This window comes from Streptomyces venezuelae (assembly GCF_008642355.1).
GTDB lineage: Bacteria > Actinomycetota > Actinomycetes > Streptomycetales > Streptomycetaceae > Streptomyces > Streptomyces venezuelae_B.
Window position 1 is genome coordinate 7786105 of record NZ_CP029193.1, and the last position, 16796, is coordinate 7802900.

A 16796-nucleotide genomic window follows, 5' to 3' on the forward strand; every position below is an offset into this window, starting at 1 on the left:
TCTACCGGAACGGCGTCGTCCTGCGCCGCCGGTCCCGATCGACCATCCCCTGCAGCGTGAACCACACCTCGTCGCACAGCTGTCGCGCGGCCGCCGCCCGGGCGGCGAAGGACGCGGCGCAGGCCGGGGCGGGGATCGGTTCGCCGATGCTGATCCACCACTTGAAAGGCAGCGGCAGCGGTGTGGTGAGGGGGAAGTACGGCAGGCCGAAACGGCGGGCCAGCGTCCGGATCTCGCCGAGTTTCGGCAGGGTCTCCTCGGCGCCGACGACCGACACGGGCACCACCGGTACGCCGGTCCGCACCGCGGTCGCCGCGAAAGCGGGGCTGAAGGGGCGCAGCCGGTAGCGCTGCGAGAAGGACTTGCCGACCCCGTCGAGCCCTTCGGGGAACAGCGCGACGAGATGCCCCGCGGCCAGCCGGTCCCGGCCCAGCGTCGGATCGTCGGTGAAGGCGCCTTGTCTGCGGGCATAGGCGGCCACGGCCGGCAGCCGGAAGACCACGGGGGAGGCGTAGAAGAGCACCGGCCTGCGCAGCTCCCTGCGCAGGAGCTTGTGCAGGACGAACGCGTCGAGTCCCCAGGCACCCGAGTGGTTGGCGACGATGAGCGCGGGCCCCGAGCGCGGGATGTTCTCCAGACCCCGCACCTCGACGCGGAGGTAGTCGTCGGCGAGCCACCCCAGCACGCCGTCCAGGAGCTCGCTGCCGACGTCGTTCAGCAGGCCGGTCGGGGCGTCGGTCCACGGTCCCGCATGGGTTTCGGTCACAAGATCCCACTTTCAGCTGAAAATGGGTCACCGCAAGACTAAAGATGCCATTGAGGTGGTCTCTCTTCCTAGCACCCGATCTTCCAGCACCCGATCTTCTCAGCACCCGATATCCGGGCGCCGTTCAGGAAAGGCCCGCCATGAGTACCTCAGCGTCACCCGCGACCGCGGCTCTGATCACCGGCCTGCTCGTCGACAGGTTCGACGTCGACCCGGCCGCCGTGCGCCCCGACGCGCGGATGACCGAACTGCTCGTCGACTCGCTGATGGTCGTCGAGATGGCCATCACGCTCAAGGACGAACTGCGTGTCGACACCACCGAGGACGAGCTGCGGGAGCTCACCTTCGCCGAGTTCGCCGCCCGCGTCGACGAACGCCGCCTCGACCAGCGCTGCGCCGGATGACGCGGGACGCCGCCGCCACGGTGACCGGCATCGGCCTGGTCACCGCGGCGGGGCACGACACGGACAGCACCTGGGCCGCCGTCCGGGCGGGGCGGGCGACCGCCAGGCCCGATCCGGAACTGCTGGAGCTGCCGGTCTCGCTGAGCTGCCGCGTCGACGGCATGGACGCGCTGCGCCCCCGGCAGCCCGGTACCGCGCACCTCGACCCCGGGGCCCGGATGGGGCTCGCGGCCGCCGCCCAGGCTTTGGACGCCGCCAAACTCGACCCGACCGCATGGGACGCGACCCGCGTCGCCGTCGTCACCGGCTGCTCGGTCGGCGGGGTGCACACCCAGCGGACCGCCGCGGCGCGCTTCGCGTCGGACGGTCCGGAGCGCGTCTCCCCGTACTTCCTGACGGGCTACCTGCCCAACATGGTGTGCGCCGCGATCGCCCTGCACCTCGGTGCGACCGGCCCGACCCTCAACGTCGCGACCGCGTGCGCCTCGGGAGCCACCGCCCTCGGCACGGCACGCGACCTGCTTGCCTCGGGCCAGTGCGACATCGCTGTGGTCGTCGGGGCCGACGCGGCCGTCACCCCCCTCATGGTGACCGGCTTCTCCCAGCTCCGCGCGCTGTCCGACCATTGCTCGCGCCCGTTCGACCGGGCCCGTGACGGCTTCGTCATCGCCGAGGGCGCGGGCGCCCTCATCCTGGAGCGCCCCGAGCACGCGGCCGCCCGCTCCGCGCCCCGGCTCGCCCGCCTCATCGGGTACGGCGCGAGCAGCGACGCCCACCACCTCGTGGCCCCGCACCCCGAGGGGCACCACGCCGAGCGGGCCCTGCGGGCCGCGCTCGCCGAGGCGGGCGTCGCCCCCGGCGACGTCGGCCACGTCAACGCCCACGGCACGTCGACACCGCGCGGCGACGCGATGGAGGCGACGCTCCTGGCCCGGGTCTTTCCCCACCGGCCGCCCGTCACCTCGACCAAGGGCAGCCTGGGTCACACGCTCGGCGCGGCCGGAGCGATCGAGGCCGCGCTGACGGTCCTCGCACTCCGCGAGGACCTCGTCCCACCCACGGCCGGCCTGACCGACCCGGACCCGGCCCTCGACATCGACGTGGTCGCCGACCGCGCACGGCCCCTGTCCTCGGACGTCGCCGTCAGCAACTCGTTCGGCTTCGGCGGGCACAACGCGGTCGTCGTTCTCGAGAGGGAGTGAGAGCAGGCCCATGAGGGACTACGGCGCGCCGCCGAGGCCGATCTCGTTGCCGTCGGGATCGCGGTACGTCGCCTTGCGGACGCCGTTCGCGTACGTCTCGCGCCTGGTCGGGGCGAGACCGCGGCCCGCGATCCGCGCGACGCGCTCGTCGAAGTCGCCGACGAAGACGGTGAGCCGGGCGTGGCCCGCGTGGTCGGGGAGGTGCTCGATGTACAGGTAGCGGTGTTCCGCGAGCTGCCAGACGGCTTCGACGTCGTTCGGCAGAAACGCGGGAGGACCGCCCAGCACGCGTTCGTACCACGTCAGGGCCGACGCGAAGTCGCTGACCGGAATGCCGGAGAACAGATCGAGGGACATACGGCCATCGTAGGAAGAGCCGGTCCCGGCCGCGTGTCGAGAGGCCGGCTCGGACCCCGTGTCACAAGGCCCTCATTCGGGCGTCTCTCATTCGGGCGTCTCCACGATGGCCGGCATCGGGGGCCCGCCCGGATGCCACGCCTGGAGGAACGCCTGCTGGCGGCTGACGTCGACGAGTTCGACGCGCGCTCCGATGCTGTCCATCCGGTGGTAGGCGAACGGGCGGCCATGGGGGCAGCCCGAGAAGTCCACCGGGAAGCCCTCACGTTCCAGGCGCCGGGAGCCCTCGCGGATGTCGCTCGACCAGAAGCCGATGTGATCGAACCTGGCCCCGTCCTCCGTGTGCCACGGGCTGCCCGGAGCACCCTCGATGAGTTCGATGAACGGCGCCCCGCCCGAGGTGAAGACGGTCCGGTAGTCCCACGCCCCGAGTCTGTCGGAGGCGGGCGTGCTCCATTCGACACCTGCGGAGCGCTGGAAGTCGCGCATGGCCTGTTCGAGGTCGGGGACGGCGAAGCACACGTGGTAGAAGGCAGCCATCCGTCCATGATCGGCTGTCGCGGCGCTCGGGGCCAGGGGGCCGACGGGTCCCGGGGAACCCGGGTGGATCTGACACCTCATCAGGAATGGACCTGACACCACATCAGAAAATCTCTTCCCTCGTCCGGGCCGCTGCGGCATCCTGCGCCCATGCAGACGGAGTTGAGCAGGAGACTGGGAGTCGAGTACGCCATCTTCGGTTTCACGCCGTTCCCCGCGGTGGCTGCCGCCATCAGCAGGGCGGGCGGGTTCGGGGTGCTCGGCGCGGTCCGCTACACGGCACCCGACGAGCTGGCCAGGGACCTCGACTGGATCGAGGAGCACGTCGAAGGGAAGCCCTACGGGCTCGATGTCGTCATGCCCGCAAAAAAGGTCGAGGGCGTCACGGAGGCCGACGTCGAGGCGATGATCCCGGAGGGGCACCGGCAGTTCGTGCGGGACACCCTCGCCAAGCACGGCGTGCCCGAGCTGGCGGAGGGCGAGGCATCGGGTTGGCGCATCACCGGCTGGATGGAGCAGGTCGCCCGCGACCAGCTGGACGTCGCCTTCGACTACCCGATCAAACTCCTCGCCAACGCGCTCGGTTCACCCCCCGCCGACGTGATCCGTCGCGCCCACGACCACGACGTCCTCGTCGCGGCCCTCGCGGGCAGCGCCCGGCACGCCCGCAAGCACGCGGACGCGGGCATCGACATCGTGGTCGCGCAGGGGTACGAGGCGGGCGGCCACACCGGTGAGATCGCGTCCATGGTGCTCACGCCCGAGGCCGTCGACGCCGTCGCGCCGCTGCCGGTGCTCGCCGCCGGGGGCATCGGCAGCGGGCAGCAGATCGCGGCAGCGCTCGCGCTCGGCGCGCAGGGCGTGTGGCTCGGGTCGCTGTGGCTCACCACCACGGAGGCCGACCTCCACTCGCCCGCGCTGACCCGGAAGCTGCTCGCGGCCGGTTCCGGTGACACGGTCCGCTCGCGCGCCCTCACGGGCAAACCCGCACGCCAGTTGCGCACGGAGTGGACCGACGCCTGGGACGACCCGCAGGGCCCCGGCACGCTGCCGATGCCGCTGCAGGGGCTGCTGGTCGCCGAGGCCGTCTCGCGCATCCAGAAGTACGAGGTGCGGGAGCTCCTCGGCACGCCGGTCGGGCAGATCGTCGGCCGGATGAACAGCGAACGCAGCGTCCAGGCCGTCTTCGACGATCTGACGCGCGGCTTCGAACGGGCCGTCGACCGTGTCATCCGTATCGCGGGAAGGGAAGGCCAGTCGTGAACACGACCCCGCAGGGGAACACGCCCCCGGAAGAAAGCGCACCCCCCAACGGCTTCTGGGCCCAGGCGTCGGCCGACCCCGGCCGCACCGTCCTCGTGGCGCCCGACGGCGCCGAGTGGACGGCGGGACGACTGCACGGCGCCGTCAACCAACTGGTGCACGGGCTGCGGGCCGCGGGCCTCGCACGCGGGGACGCCTTCGCCGTCGTGCTGCCCAACGGCGTGGAGTTCCTCACCGCGTACCTGGCCGCGTCCCAGGCGGGCTTCTACCTCGTCCCCGTCAACCACCACCTGGTCGGCCCCGAGATCGCCTGGATCGTCGCCGACTCCGGCGCCAAGGTGCTCATCGCCCACGAGAAGTTCACGGATTCCGCGGTGGCTGCGGCCGACGAGGCGGGCCTCCCCGCGACCCACCGCTACGGCGTCGGAGATGTGCCCGGCTTCCGGCCCTACGCCCAACTCCTCGACGGGCACCCCGAGTCCGCCCCGGCCGACCGCACACTCGGCTGGGTCATGAACTACACCTCGGGCACGACCGGCCGCCCGCGCGGCATCCGCCGCCCCCTGTCCGGCAAGCTCCCCGAGGAGTCCTACCTCGGCGGCTTCCTCGGCATCTTCGGGATCAAGCCCTTCGACGGCAACGTCCACCTGGTCTGCTCGCCGCTCTACCACACGGCGGTACTCCAGTTCGCGGGCGCCGCCCTGCACATCGGGCACCCGCTGGTCCTCATGGACAAGTGGACGCCCGAGGAGATGCTCCGCCTCATCGACGTGCACAAGTGCACGCACACGCACATGGTGCCGACCCAGTTCCACCGTCTGCTCGCGCTGCCGGAGGCCACGCGCGCCGCGTACGACGTGTCGTCGATGCGGCACGCCATCCACGGCGCCGCGCCCTGCCCCGACCACGTGAAACGGGCGATGATCGACTGGTGGGGCGAGTGCGTCGAGGAGTACTACGCGGCGAGCGAGGGGGGCGGGGCCTTCGCCACCGCACGGGACTGGCTGAAGAAACCGGGAACGGTCGGAAAGGCCTGGCCCATCAGCGAGTTGGCGGTCTTCGACGACGACGGCAACCGCCTCGGACCCGGCGAGCTCGGCACCGTCTACATGAAGATGTCCACCGGCGGATTCTCGTACCACAAGGACGAGTCCAAGACGAAGAAGAACCGCATCGGGGACTTCTTCACCGTCGGCGACCTCGGCCTCCTCGACGAGGACGGCTACCTCTTCCTGCGTGACCGGAAGATCGACATGATCATCTCGGGCGGGGTCAACATCTACCCCGCCGAGATCGAGTCGGCGCTGCTCACCCACCCCGCCGTCGCGGACGCCGCCGCCTTCGGCATCCCCCACGACGCCTGGGGCGAGGAGGTCAAGGCCGTCGTGGAGGTCACCGAGGACCGGACCGGCGACGACGCCCTGGCCGCCGAGATCCTCGCCCACTGCGAGCACCACCTCGCCGGCTACAAACGCCCCAGGAGCCTCGACTTCATCGACACGATGCCCCGCGACCCCAACGGCAAGCTGTACAAGCGGCGTCTGCGGGAGCCGTACTGGGAGGGGCGGGAGCGCGCCGTGTAGGCCGCGCCCCCGGGCCTCCCGGCCTTCCCGTCTCCGTGCGTCAGGGGCTCAGCGGCGCTCGCGCACCCGCACCACCTCCAGCTCCGGATCGCGGAGGATGTCCCGCTCGCAGAAGCGCGACGTCACCCAGCGCTCCTTCCCGTACAGCTTCGTCTGGTCGCTGTAGTGCGGGGAGTTCGGGTTGGAGGACTGGGAGTACGACAGGAGCGTGCGGGCCTCGGGGCAGCCGCCGGAGTTCCAGCCGACCGCCTGGATGTGGCTCGACCCGTGGGCGACCTCCGTGTACCCCGCCTTCTTGTCCCAGTTCGCCTCGATCTTGTTCCACACGCCGAGGGACTCGGTGCCGCCGGAGACCGGGATGCGCCGGCCGTCCCGCACGACGTACTGGTGCGCGCCGAGCGGGTCGCCCACGTCGGCACCCGCCGCGGTCAGTTCGGTCACCGCGTCGGCGAGTGCGGTGCGGAAGCCGGGCAGCGAGGTGTCGAGGGTGTGCGGGGTGCGCACCGGGTCCGCGGCCGAGAACGGCACCTTCCACAACTGGGCGTTGGGCACGGTCGCCGTGAGCTTGCGCCAGAACCGGTCGAAGAGCAGCGCGCCGCGGCTGTCGGTGTCCATCCGGTGGTCCCAGCGCGCCAGGGCCTCGCAGGCCCTGTGTACGTCAACTGCCCGACCGTCGCTGCTCGTTGCCGTGCCACCGGGCAGTGCCGCACAGGCCTTCGCCGTGTCGGCGGCGGCGAGGTCGGCCGCGGGGACACGGTTCGCGAACTGCTGGCGCTGGAGGTCCCGGACGGTGAGGTCCCCCTTCTCGGCCATCGCCGCCACGTCTTCGACGGCGCCGCGGGTGCGCATCGAGCGCTGCGTGCCGATCGTGCCGAAGATCCGCTCGTAGCCCGTGATCGGGTGGTCGGCGTTGGTCAGCCAGGCGCTGTCGTTGGAGTTCTCCGCGTACGGGGCGTCCTCGAGGGTCGGCATCCGTGACGGGCCGAAGATGCCGGGCTGCACCGCGTCCTTGTCCGAGCCGAGCGCGCACGCGCCGCGCGACCCGTCGAGGACGGCGACGCCCGAGGCCGGGTAGGTGACCTTGCCGAGCGGCGTACTGCACCGTTCCGCGAGTTCGTCGGTGATGCGGGGGAGTACTTGCGACTGGCTGAGCAGCGAGTGACCGTGCCGGTCGGCGGCGACGGTGTTCACCCAGGGCAGCCCCTGCGTCTCGCGCAGGGACTTGAGGATGCCCGCGGTCGAGCGTGCCTTGCCGAAGCCGAGGTCGGTGTCGCTGCCGCGCAGATTGACCGCGTTGGGGTCGTTGAGCGCGTACGCCGTGGTCGAGGACCAGGGCAGCGGGAGCTGGGCGCCGAGGCCCGTGACGACCGGGCCGTAACGGGTCCAGTACTGGGTGCGCGTCACCGGGGCGCCGTCCTTGACCGGCACGGTGACCGTGCGCTTCACCATCTTCCTGCGCTTGCCGTCCACCAGGTAGACGGTCGGGTCGGCCGGGTCCAGCGTCAGCTGGTGCAGGTTCAGGGTGACGCCGGTCGCGACCGTGTGACTCCACGCCACGTCGCCGTTGAAGCCGATGTTGACCACGCTCGTACCGAGCAATGAACCGCCGGAAACGTTGAGTTCGCCGGGTATGGTCTGCTGCGACTGCCAGAAGCGGCGGCCGCCCTGCCAGGGGTAGTGCGGGTTGCCGAGCAGCAGGCCCCTCCCGTTCGCCGTGGTCTCGCCGCTGAACGCGACGGCGTTGGAACCCATGTCGGCGTCCTGCGACGAGAACAGGTCGCGGGCCGCCTCAGCGGTGCGCCGCGGGTCCGGCGCGGTCCGCCGGGCGGTCGCTCCCGCTCGCGGGGCGGACGGCGGTGCGGCGGACGTGATGCCGTCGATCCCGCGGCCCTGCCCGCTGAGCACCTGCACGGCGAAGCCCTGCCGCGCCACGTCGAGCGCGGTGATCGGACGCACCCAGTCGGCCTTGGCGCAGGCCGGGTCGGTGATGCGGTTCTGCTTCAGCCAGGCGTTGTAGCCCGCGGCGAAGCCCCGCATCAGCTCCTTCGTGCGGCGGCTCGGCCCGGCGGGCGCGGGCTGCGCGAGGAGCTTCTCCACGGTCCCGGCCTCCCGCACACCGCGGAAGTACAGGTCGCTGCCGAGGTTCGTGGACGCCGACGACAGCGCGGAACCGGGGGAGGCGTCGGGTCCGAAGTGCCGCGAGCGCTCGCCGCGCACGGTCAGATAGCCGTCGGCGAGCGTGCACACCTGGTCGGCGGCCTGGGCCCAGCCGGTGCCGAAACCGAGGTTCGCGTAGTCCTCGGCGAGTATGTGCGGGATGCCGTACTCGGTGTAGCGGATGGTGGCGTGCAGGCCACCGCCCGAGGCGCGTGTGTCCTTGGGCGCGGCGCCCGCGCCGGACGCCGGGAGCAGGGCCAACGCCGTCAGCAGGGTGACTCCCACGGCTGTCGTGCGTCTCGTGCGGATGCGCATCATGCCTCCCAACTGGAGTTCAGACCACCTGAAGTTCCGACCAACTGGAGTTCGGGAAGGGGCGGTTGAGCGTACCAAGCGGTCGGTCACTTTCCCCCGGCGCGGAACGGATCTCTTGACCCTCACCGGTGCACCGGTCGAGGATCACGCCATGACGGGTGTACGCGACAACACGGTCGACGGAGTCCTCAGGCGCAGCGCGCGCCGCACACCACGACGCACGGCGTTGCACTACGGCGAACGAGCCTGGACGTACGAGGAACTCGACGGCGCGGTGTCGCGCGCCGCAGGCGTCCTGCGCGACAGCGGCCTGGCCCACGGGGACCGCGTCGGCGCCTACGCCCACAACTCCGACGCCTACCTGATCGGCTTCCTCGCCTGCGCGCGGGCCGGCCTGGTCCACGTGCCGGTCAACCAGAACCTGACCGGCGACGACCTCGCGTACATCGTCCGGCAGTCCGGCTGCTCCCTCGTCCTCGCCGACCCGGACCTCGCGGGACACCTGCCGTCCGGCGTGCCGCTCCTGGCCCTGCGGGACGCGGACGACTCACTGCTCACGCGTCTGGCGCACGCGTCGGCGTACGAAGGTGACGGGTCCCGGGGGGACGACCTGGCGCAGTTGCTCTACACGTCGGGGACGACCGCCCTCCCCAAGGGCGCGATGCTCTCGCACCGGGCGCTGGTCCACGAGTACGTCAGCGCGATCACCGCTCTCGACCTGGAGGAGACGGACAGACCCGTCCACTCGCTGCCGCTCTACCACTCGGCGCAGATGCACGTGTTCCTCATGCCGTACCTGGCCGTCGGCGCGGAGAGCACCATCCTCGACGGGCCCGACGCCGAGCGGATCTTCGACCTCGTGGAGGCCGGCCGTGCCGACAGCCTCTTCGCGCCGCCCACCGTGTGGATCGGCCTCTCGCGGCACCCCGGCTTCGCGGACCGCGACCTCCGGGCGCTGCGCAAGGCCTACTACGGTGCGTCGGTCATGCCCGTACCGGTTCTGGAGCGGCTGCGCGCCCGGCTGCCGGAGCTCGCGTTCTACAACTGCTTCGGGCAGAGCGAGATCGGTCCGCTCGCCACCGTCCTCGGGCCGGACGAGCACGAGGGGCGGATGGACTCGTGCGGACGGCCCGTGCTCTTCGTCGAGGCGCGGGTCGTGGACGAGGACGGCCGTGAGGTGCCGGACGGCACGCAGGGTGAAGTCGTCTACCGCTCACCGCAGTTGTGCGAAGGCTACTGGGACAAGCCGGAGGAGACGGCTGAGGCGTTCCGTGACGGCTGGTTCCGCTCGGGGGACCTCGCCGTGCGGGACGCGGAGGGGTACTTCACCGTCGTCGACCGCGTGAAGGACGTCATCAATTCGGGCGGAGTCCTGGTCGCGTCACGGCAGGTCGAGGACGTGCTGTACGAGCACGTGGGGGTCGCGGAGGCGGCGGTGATCGGGCTGCCGGACGACCGCTGGATCGAGGCGGTCACCGCCGTCGTCGTACGCGGCGACCAGGACGTCACGGAGGACGAACTCATCGTGCACGTCCGCCGGAAACTCGCTTCTTTCAAAGTGCCCAAGAGGGTTCTCTTCGTGGATGAACTGCCGCGCAACGCCAGTGGGAAGATCCTCAAGCGGGAGCTCCGTGACCGGTTCGCCGCCGACTGAGTCGGGGGTCCGGCAGGGGCTGGGCCGAACCCGTTCGGTGGTCGGTCGGGTCGGGGTCAGGTCGCGGCCGCGTGCCGTCCGCCGTCCTGGCTCGAGCCGGTCCGGTCGGCCTCGTCCCTGGCGAGCACGGACAGCAACGAGGCGACGGACAGACCGGATTCGGCGGGGTGGCGCAGAACCTTCGCGGGGTCGATCTGGTACGTGTTCGTGCGCCCCTCCCGGGTGTGGGAGAGGTAGCCGTCCTGCTCCAGGTCGGCAATGATCTTCTGGACAGCCCGCTCCGTGAGTCTGCAGTGCGCGGCGATGTCACGGATGCGGGCGTTGTGGTTGTCGGCGATGGCAGCAAGCACGCGCGCGTGATTTGTGAGAAACGTCCATCCAGTGTGTGGCTCCGGCACTCCATCCATGGCTCAACTCTAGTACCTCGCATTCACGTTTTCAAAAACACGTACTAGAGTTCATGTATTAGTTGACGTGCATGGTCCTGGGCGGGCAGCCTGGGCACAGCGGAAGGCAGCGAGGTGAGGAGAGGCCATGCCGAAGCCCGCGTCCACTCGGCAGCCCTTCGGGAACGAGGGTGGCGAGCACAGTCAGGGCAGCCGAATTCCGCTGGCCTCGCCGCCGCGGGACGGCAGTGCTGCGGGCGGCAGGAGAAGCCTCGCGGTGCGGGGGGAGCTCGACCTCGACACCGGACAACGACTCCGGATCGATCTGGACCGCGCGCTCGCCAATGCCGCGCACGGCCTCGACCTGGACCTGAGCGGAGTGGAGTTCTGTGACTGCTCGGGCCTGAACCTCCTGCTCGGTCTGCGTCAGCACGCGGTGCAAGAGGGCAAGGCCGTGGTCATCCGCCACAGCAGTCCCGTCGTCGACCGGCTGCTCGAACTGACCGGGACCCGTGGCCTGTTCATGCCTCCCGAACCGGAGCCAGAACCGGAGCCGGATCCGGAGTCGACTCCGAAGCCGGAGGCCGTGGAGGCGCCCGGCCCGGTCGTGCGCGAGGCGAGTCAGCCCGAGCGATCCGAGCAGGAGCTGCACATCGTCGTGGCCCAACTGCGCCGTGCCATGCAGACCCGGCCCACGATCGACCTGGCCAGGGGCATCCTGATGTCCACGTTCAACCTGAGCCCCGAAGCCGCCTGGGACGCGCTGGTCACCGCCTCGCAGAACACCAACACCAAGCTGCACGTGCTGGCGGGAGACGTGGTCGGCACCGTCCAGGGGGGCGCCCTGCCCGACGCCGTGCGCAAGCAGCTCGACGCCGCGATCACCAAGGCGGGCCGGGCGCACGCCGCCCGCCCCGCACACGCGGGGCCGCGGACCGAGCCGCTGCCCGACCTGGCCGTCTCCGCGGTCGACCCCAGCCCTCCCACGGACGGCGTGCCCTGACGGGCCGTACGACGGGAGGCGTCAGTCCCGCAGATCGACGATCCGCTTGAACTTGCCCACCGACCGTTCCAGCGTCTCCGGGTCGACGATCTCCACACCGACCGAGACGCCGATCCCGTCCTTCACCGCCGCCGCGATCTCGCGGGCCGCGGTCTCGCGCCGCGCCGTCGGCGTGTCCGCGCGCGCCTCGGCCCGTACCGTCAGTGCGTCCATGCGGCCCTCGCGGGTCAGCCGTAGCTGAAAGTGCGGGGCGATGCCCGCCGTGCGCAGCACGATCTCCTCGATCTGGGTGGGGAAGAGGTTGACGCCCCGCAGGATCACCATGTCGTCGCTGCGGCCCGTCACCTTCTCCATGCGCCGGAAGATCCGTGCCGTCCCGGGCAGCAGTCGCGTCAAGTCCCGTGTCCGGTAGCGGATGACGGGCATGGCCTCCTTCGTGAGCGACGTGAACACCAGCTCGCCCCGCTCACCGTCCGGCAGCACCTCGCCCGTGATCGGGTCCACGACCTCCGGATAGAAGTGGTCCTCCCAGATGTGCAGCCCGTCCTTGGTCTCCACGCACTCCTGCGCGACACCGGGGCCGATCACCTCGGAGAGCCCGTATATGTCCACGGCGTCGATGGCGAAGCGCTCCTCGATCTCACGCCGCATCTCCTCCGTCCACGGCTCCGCGCCGAAGATGCCGACCCGCAGGGACGTCGTACGGGGGTCGACGCCCTGCCGCTCGAACTCCTCCAGGAGCGTGAGCATGTACGAGGGCGTCACCATGATGATCTCGGGGCGGAAGTCCTGGATCAGCCGGACCTGCCGCGCCGTCATACCGCCCGACGCGGGGATCACCGTGCATCCCAGCCGCTCCGCTCCGTAGTGTGCGCCCAGGCCGCCCGTGAACAGTCCGTACCCGTACGCCACATGGACCTTCTCGCCGGGCCGGCCCCCCGCGGCGCGTAGCGAACGGGCCACCACGTCCGCCCACATGGACAGGTCCTGCTCCGTGTACCCGACCACCGTCGGCAGGCCCGTCGTGCCGCTCGACGCGTGCAGGCGGCGCACCTCGGACTGCTCCACCGCGAACATCCCGAACGGGTAGTTGGCCCGCAGGTCGTCCTTGGTCGTGAACGGGAACCGTGCCAGGTCGGCGAGCGAGCGGCAGTCGTCGGGACGCAGCCCCGCCTTGTCGAACGCCGCCCGGTAGAACGGGACGTTCTCGTACGCATGCAACAAGGTGTCCTGGAGGCGCTCCAGCTGCAGGGCTGCGAGCTCGCGCGGGCCGAGCCGTTCGGCCGCGTCCAGCAGTAGCGGCATACGCGTCATAGGGACTGCTCCCGTCCTTAACGGGCGACCGATCATTCGGTCGTCGATCTTCTGTGGAGCTCAGTAATCCAGGCCGGACGGTGGGCGTCAAGGGATCTCGCACACCGGCTCGAGCTGCGGCGCGAGGCCACGGGCGGCGGCATGGGCCACCGTCATGGGCCACGTCGCGACAGCGTTGCCCGGGCGGCGCACGGGATGTGATGATCATCCCCATGCCGACATTCAGCGCGTACGACGGGACGGAGCTCGCCTACCACGAGAAGGGGGACGGCGAGCCCCTGCTGTGCCTGCCCGGCGGCCCCATGCGCGCCTCCGCCTACCTCGGCGACCTCGGCGGACTCACCGCGCACCGGCACCTGATCCTCCTCGACCTGCGCGGCACGGGCGACTCCGCGGTGCCGGACGACCCGGCGACGTACCGCTGCGACCGGCTCGTCGACGACGTCGAGGCGCTCCGCATGCACCTCGGGCTCGACCGGGTCGACCTGCTCGGGCACTCCGCGTCCGGCAACATCGCCACGCTGTACGCGGCCCGCCACCCGAAGCGGGTCCGCACCCTCGTCCTGGTCGCCCCGGCCACGCAGGCCCTCGGCCTCACCGTCACCGACCGGGACCACCGCGAGGCGGCGGCGCTGCGCGCGGACGAGCCCTGGTACCCGGCCGCCGAGGCCGCGCTGGACGCGCTCGCCGCCGGACGCGGCTTCGCCGAGGTGGCGGACGCCCTCGCCCCCCTCGCCTACGGACGCTGGGACGCGGCGGCGCAGGCGCACCGCGCGGCGAGCGCGTCGGAGAAGAACGCGGAGGCGGCGGCCGCGTTCCACGGCGACGGCGCGTTCGACCCGGCCGCCACCCGCGCCGCCCTGACGGAGCTGGCCGCGCCGGTGCTCGTGCTCGCGGGGGAGTGGGACGGCGGCCCGAACCCCGCGCACGCCGAGGAGGTCGCCGGGTTCTTCCCGCACGGCGTACGCCAAGTACAGCCCCGCGCCGGGCACTTCCCGTGGCTGGACGACCCGGAGTGGTTCGTGCGGCGCGTCGCGGGTTTCCTCGCGCAGGACTGAACACGACCGGCCCGGACATGACACAGGCGCTGAGGGAGACGACGTGCGCAACGCCACACCCGCCCGCCGCGTGCTCGCCACCGGCGCGCCGACCGTCGCTCTGCTCACGGGCGGCTCCGCCGTCGCGGCGCCCGCGCGGCCCGGTGCCCTGGGCCGCCCCCCCGCCTCCTCGGTCGCGCGCTCGGCACCGTACTGCGGGGGAGTCCTGACCGCCGGGGCCGCGCACGTGCGGCACGAGCGGCGACTCGACGCGCCGCACTCCGTCGCCCTGGGACGCGTCCTGCCGTCAGGGAGCTGGGTGGCGTGAGGCGCGCAGGGGGAGCGGAGCGTCAGGGACGCGTGGCGGCCGCGACGTCGTCGTGCAGGGCGAAGATCTGGTCGAGGCCGACGATGCGCAGGATTCGCAGGGTGTTGGCCGGGACCGCCGCGAGGGCGATGTCCGCGCCCGCCGCCTGGGCGTGGTGGCGCGCGGCCAGCAGGGCGGTGATGCCACTGGAGTCGCAGAAGTGCATCGCGGTGAGGTCGAGGACGAGACGGCCACCCGGGCGCAGGCCGACCGTGGGGAGCTTGTCGCGCAGCTCCGGGGCGGTGTGGTGGTCGAGGTCGCCGATGATCTCCAGGACAGGACCCGTCGCGGAGTCGCCGGTGATGATCTTCAGTGGGCTCATGGTGTGGTTTTCGTCGCCGTGTCGTCCGTCGTAGGAGTGGGTGCGGGTGCGGGTGCTCCCAGTGCGAGCAGTGCGGTGTCGTCGTCGAGGCCTTCGCCGAGGCCCGCCAGCAGATCGCTGAGCGCGCCGACGACGTCCCCCGCGGAGGTGCCGGCGTGCTCGGCGGTGAAGGCCCGCAGTGCCTCGTCCCCGAAGAGGTCGGAGCGGTCGGCGCCGGTGCGGGCCTCGGTGACGCCGTCGGTGTAGAGCAGCAGTGTGTCGCCGGGGGCGAGGGTGGTCCTCGCGGCCGTGAACTGCGGGTCGGGCAGCGCGCCGACGAGGAGGCCGCCCGGCGTGGGGAGGTAGTCCGCCGTGCCGCCGCCGCGCAGGACGAGGGCAGGCGGGTGGCCCCCCGACGCCAGCTCCACGGAGACGTACCCGGAGACGGGGTCGGGGTCCAGGACGCCGAAGATGACGGTGCAGAAGCGCGGGTCGTCGCCCGAGTACCGGTCGTGCAGGACCTGGTTGAGGGTGGTCAGCGCGGCCACGGGCGCCGGGTCGTGCAGGGCGGCGGCGCGCAGCGTGTACCGGGTCAGCGAGGTGACCGCGGCCGCCTGGGGGCCCTTTCCGCACACGTCGCCGAGGAAGAAGCCGAACCGTTTGCCGTCCAGCGGGAAGACGTCGTAGAAGTCGCCGCCGAGCTGGTCGGGCGAGGCGGTGTGGTAGTACGTGGCCGTCTCGACGCCGGGGATCGGAGGCAGGGACGACGGCAGCAGCGACTCCTGGAGCACGGCGAGTGCCTGCTGCAGCCGTGCCCGGTCGGCGCGGGCCTGCCGCGCGGACTCCTCGGCGGCCTTGCGGCTGCGCAGCAGCTCCGCCTCGTAGGCGCGGCGGTCGGTGGCGTCGAAGACGGTGAGGCGGGTCAGCAGCGGTGTGCCGGTGCTGCCGTACTTGATGACGGCGGAGACCAGGACCGGCCTGCGGCCGCCGTCGGTCTGCTTGACGTCGAGGGCCACTCCGCTGATCTCGCCCCGCATGCGCAGCAGCGGAGCGAAGTGCGTCTCGTGGTACAGCCTGCCGCCCACGGTCAGCAGGTCCGTGAACCGCAGCCGGCCCACGACCGCTTCCCGGTCGAGCCCCAGCCAGTCGAGCAACGTGCCGTTGATCTTGACGACGGTGCCGTCCATCAGCGTGGACAGATACCCGCACGGCGCGTGCTCGTACAGTTCCTCGGCGCTGTCCTCCAGGAGGGCGGCGAACATCGAGTCCGAGGAGGTACCGCCGTCGGCCTCGTTGGCGTCGTCGGGGCCGGTTCCCGTGCGGCACATCACCCCAGGCCTGCCAGGAACGCGGTGATCGCCGCGTTGGTCGCCTCGGGCGCGGACAGGTGCGGGCAGTGCCCGGTCGCGTCGAGGGTGACCAGCTGCGACGAGGGAACCGTCCGGTGCACGTAGGCGCCGACCTCGCGGGGCGCGATCGCGTCCTGCGAGCACTCCAGGACCAGTGTCGGGACGCGCACGCCCGGCAGCTCGTCCCGCGCGTCCGAGAGGAAGGTGGTCCTGGCGAAGACCAGGGCCATCTCGGGGTCGGTGGCGCAGAAGCTGTTCTTGAGCTCCTCGCCGAGCTCGGGCTGCTCGGGGTTGCCCATGATGAGCGGCGCCATCGACGCGGACCATCCCAGGTAGTTCGCCTCCAGGGACTCCAGGAGTTCGTCGATGTCCTCCTCGCTGAAGCCGCCGCGGTAGCCGTCGTCGTCGATGTACCGGGGCGACGGGGCGACCATCACGAGGGCCTTGATGCGCTCGGGCGCCTGCCTGGCGGCCAGGACACCGATCATGGAACTCACCGAGTGGCCGACGAACACGGCGTCGCGCAGGTCGAGCCGCTCGCACACCTCCACCACGTCCTGGGCGTACCCGTCCAACGAGCCGTACCGCTCCGCGGAGAACGCGGAGAGATCCGACCGGCCCGCGCCCACATAGTCGAACAGGACCACGCGGTAGTGCGGCTCCAGGGCGGGCACCGTCAGGCGCCACATGTTCTGGTCACAGCCGAAACCGTGGGCCAGCACCACCGTCTGCCCTTGCGGGTTGCCCGTGACGGTGACGTTGTTCCTGTGGATGATGTCCATGACTTCCATGATCTCA

At 71.5% G+C, this 16796-nt stretch carries 17 protein-coding genes; 8 read left to right on the forward strand and 9 right to left on the reverse strand.

Features of this window, described 5'->3' with window-relative positions; translation table 11 throughout:
* Position 1: 1 nt before the first annotated feature.
* Positions 2-766, reverse strand: a complete 765-nt coding sequence (locus tag DEJ47_RS35085; RefSeq protein WP_150175148.1) for a 1-acyl-sn-glycerol-3-phosphate acyltransferase — start codon at positions 764-766, stop codon at positions 2-4.
* 140 nt (positions 767-906) lie between these two features.
* On the opposite strand from DEJ47_RS35085, the gene DEJ47_RS35090 reads away from it, so the two are divergent.
* Both DEJ47_RS35090 and DEJ47_RS35095 read left to right on the forward strand, forming a co-directional pair.
* Positions 907-1170: an acyl carrier protein gene (locus DEJ47_RS35090; RefSeq protein WP_190415715.1), complete on the forward strand. Its 264-nt coding sequence runs from the start codon at positions 907-909 to the stop codon at positions 1168-1170.
* Positions 1167-2372 (forward strand): beta-ketoacyl-[acyl-carrier-protein] synthase family protein, encoded by a 1206-nt coding sequence (locus DEJ47_RS35095; protein ID WP_150175150.1) that lies wholly within the window; start codon positions 1167-1169, stop codon positions 2370-2372. The genes DEJ47_RS35090 and DEJ47_RS35095 overlap by 4 nt, the downstream gene beginning before the upstream one ends.
* A gap of 18 nt (positions 2373-2390) precedes the next feature.
* Here DEJ47_RS35095 and DEJ47_RS35100 read toward each other — a convergent pair whose 3' ends face one another.
* Positions 2391-2729 (reverse strand): VOC family protein, encoded by a 339-nt coding sequence (locus DEJ47_RS35100; RefSeq protein ID WP_150175151.1) that lies wholly within the window; start codon positions 2727-2729, stop codon positions 2391-2393.
* 87 nt (positions 2730-2816) lie between these two features.
* Entirely contained in the window at positions 2817-3269 is a 453-nt protein-coding gene (locus tag DEJ47_RS35105) for a VOC family protein (RefSeq protein ID WP_150175152.1), read from the reverse strand.
* Positions 3270-3419: 150 nt separating this feature from the next.
* On the opposite strand from DEJ47_RS35105, the gene DEJ47_RS35110 reads away from it, so the two are divergent.
* Both DEJ47_RS35110 and DEJ47_RS35115 read left to right on the forward strand, forming a co-directional pair.
* Entirely contained in the window at positions 3420-4532 is a 1113-nt protein-coding gene (locus tag DEJ47_RS35110) for a nitronate monooxygenase (protein WP_150175153.1), read from the forward strand.
* A complete protein-coding gene (locus DEJ47_RS35115) occupies positions 4529-6115 on the forward strand; it encodes an acyl-CoA synthetase (protein ID WP_150175154.1) in 1587 nt (528 codons plus the stop codon). Before DEJ47_RS35110 ends, DEJ47_RS35115 begins: the two co-directional genes overlap by 4 nt.
* Before the next feature lie 48 nt (positions 6116-6163).
* Here DEJ47_RS35115 and DEJ47_RS35120 read toward each other — a convergent pair whose 3' ends face one another.
* Positions 6164-8587: a penicillin acylase family protein gene (locus DEJ47_RS35120; protein ID WP_150176091.1), complete on the reverse strand. Its 2424-nt coding sequence runs from the start codon at positions 8585-8587 to the stop codon at positions 6164-6166.
* Positions 8588-8738: 151 nt separating this feature from the next.
* Here DEJ47_RS35120 and DEJ47_RS35125 point away from each other — a divergent pair, with 151 nt between their 5' ends.
* The gene (locus tag DEJ47_RS35125) at positions 8739-10241 is read left to right on the forward strand and encodes an acyl-CoA synthetase (protein WP_150175155.1); all 1503 of its coding nucleotides are present in this window, start codon (positions 8739-8741) and stop codon (positions 10239-10241) included.
* 56 nt (positions 10242-10297) lie between these two features.
* On the opposite strand, the gene DEJ47_RS35130 is transcribed toward DEJ47_RS35125, so the two are convergent.
* Positions 10298-10648 carry a helix-turn-helix transcriptional regulator gene (locus DEJ47_RS35130; protein ID WP_150175156.1) on the reverse strand — a complete coding sequence of 117 codons (351 nt, stop codon included), beginning with the start codon at positions 10646-10648 and terminating at the stop codon, positions 10298-10300.
* Positions 10649-10775: 127 nt separating this feature from the next.
* On the opposite strand from DEJ47_RS35130, the gene DEJ47_RS35135 reads away from it, so the two are divergent.
* Positions 10776-11630: an ANTAR domain-containing protein gene (locus DEJ47_RS35135; RefSeq protein ID WP_150175157.1), complete on the forward strand. Its 855-nt coding sequence runs from the start codon at positions 10776-10778 to the stop codon at positions 11628-11630.
* Between the two features lie 21 nt (positions 11631-11651).
* On the opposite strand, the gene paaK is transcribed toward DEJ47_RS35135, so the two are convergent.
* On the reverse strand, positions 11652-12935 hold the full coding sequence (gene paaK / locus DEJ47_RS35140; protein ID WP_150176092.1) for a phenylacetate--CoA ligase PaaK: 1284 nt from the start codon (positions 12933-12935) through the stop codon (positions 11652-11654).
* 221 nt (positions 12936-13156) lie between these two features.
* Between paaK and DEJ47_RS35145 the strand changes: the two genes are divergently transcribed.
* Both DEJ47_RS35145 and DEJ47_RS35150 read left to right on the forward strand, forming a co-directional pair.
* The gene (locus DEJ47_RS35145) at positions 13157-14002 is read left to right on the forward strand and encodes an alpha/beta fold hydrolase (RefSeq protein WP_150175158.1); all 846 of its coding nucleotides are present in this window, start codon (positions 13157-13159) and stop codon (positions 14000-14002) included.
* Positions 14003-14045: 43 nt separating this feature from the next.
* Positions 14046-14309, forward strand: coding sequence for a hypothetical protein (locus tag DEJ47_RS35150; protein ID WP_150175159.1), 264 nt, complete (start codon positions 14046-14048; stop codon positions 14307-14309).
* Positions 14310-14331: 22 nt separating this feature from the next.
* On the opposite strand, the gene DEJ47_RS35155 is transcribed toward DEJ47_RS35150, so the two are convergent.
* Genes DEJ47_RS35155 through DEJ47_RS35165 form a run of 3 tightly spaced genes read right to left on the reverse strand, consistent with a single transcriptional unit; the run spans position 14332 to position 16780 of the window.
* Entirely contained in the window at positions 14332-14670 is a 339-nt protein-coding gene (locus DEJ47_RS35155; RefSeq protein ID WP_150175160.1) for an STAS domain-containing protein, read from the reverse strand.
* Positions 14667-15977, reverse strand: a complete 1311-nt coding sequence (locus DEJ47_RS35160) for a PP2C family protein-serine/threonine phosphatase (RefSeq protein WP_150175161.1) — start codon at positions 15975-15977, stop codon at positions 14667-14669. Before DEJ47_RS35160 ends, DEJ47_RS35155 begins: the two co-directional genes overlap by 4 nt.
* Complete coding sequence (locus DEJ47_RS35165) at positions 15977-16780, reverse strand: alpha/beta fold hydrolase (protein ID WP_150175162.1); 804 nt, start codon at positions 16778-16780, stop codon at positions 15977-15979. The genes DEJ47_RS35160 and DEJ47_RS35165 overlap by 1 nt, the downstream gene beginning before the upstream one ends.
* Between the last annotated feature and the right edge of the window lie 16 nt (positions 16781-16796).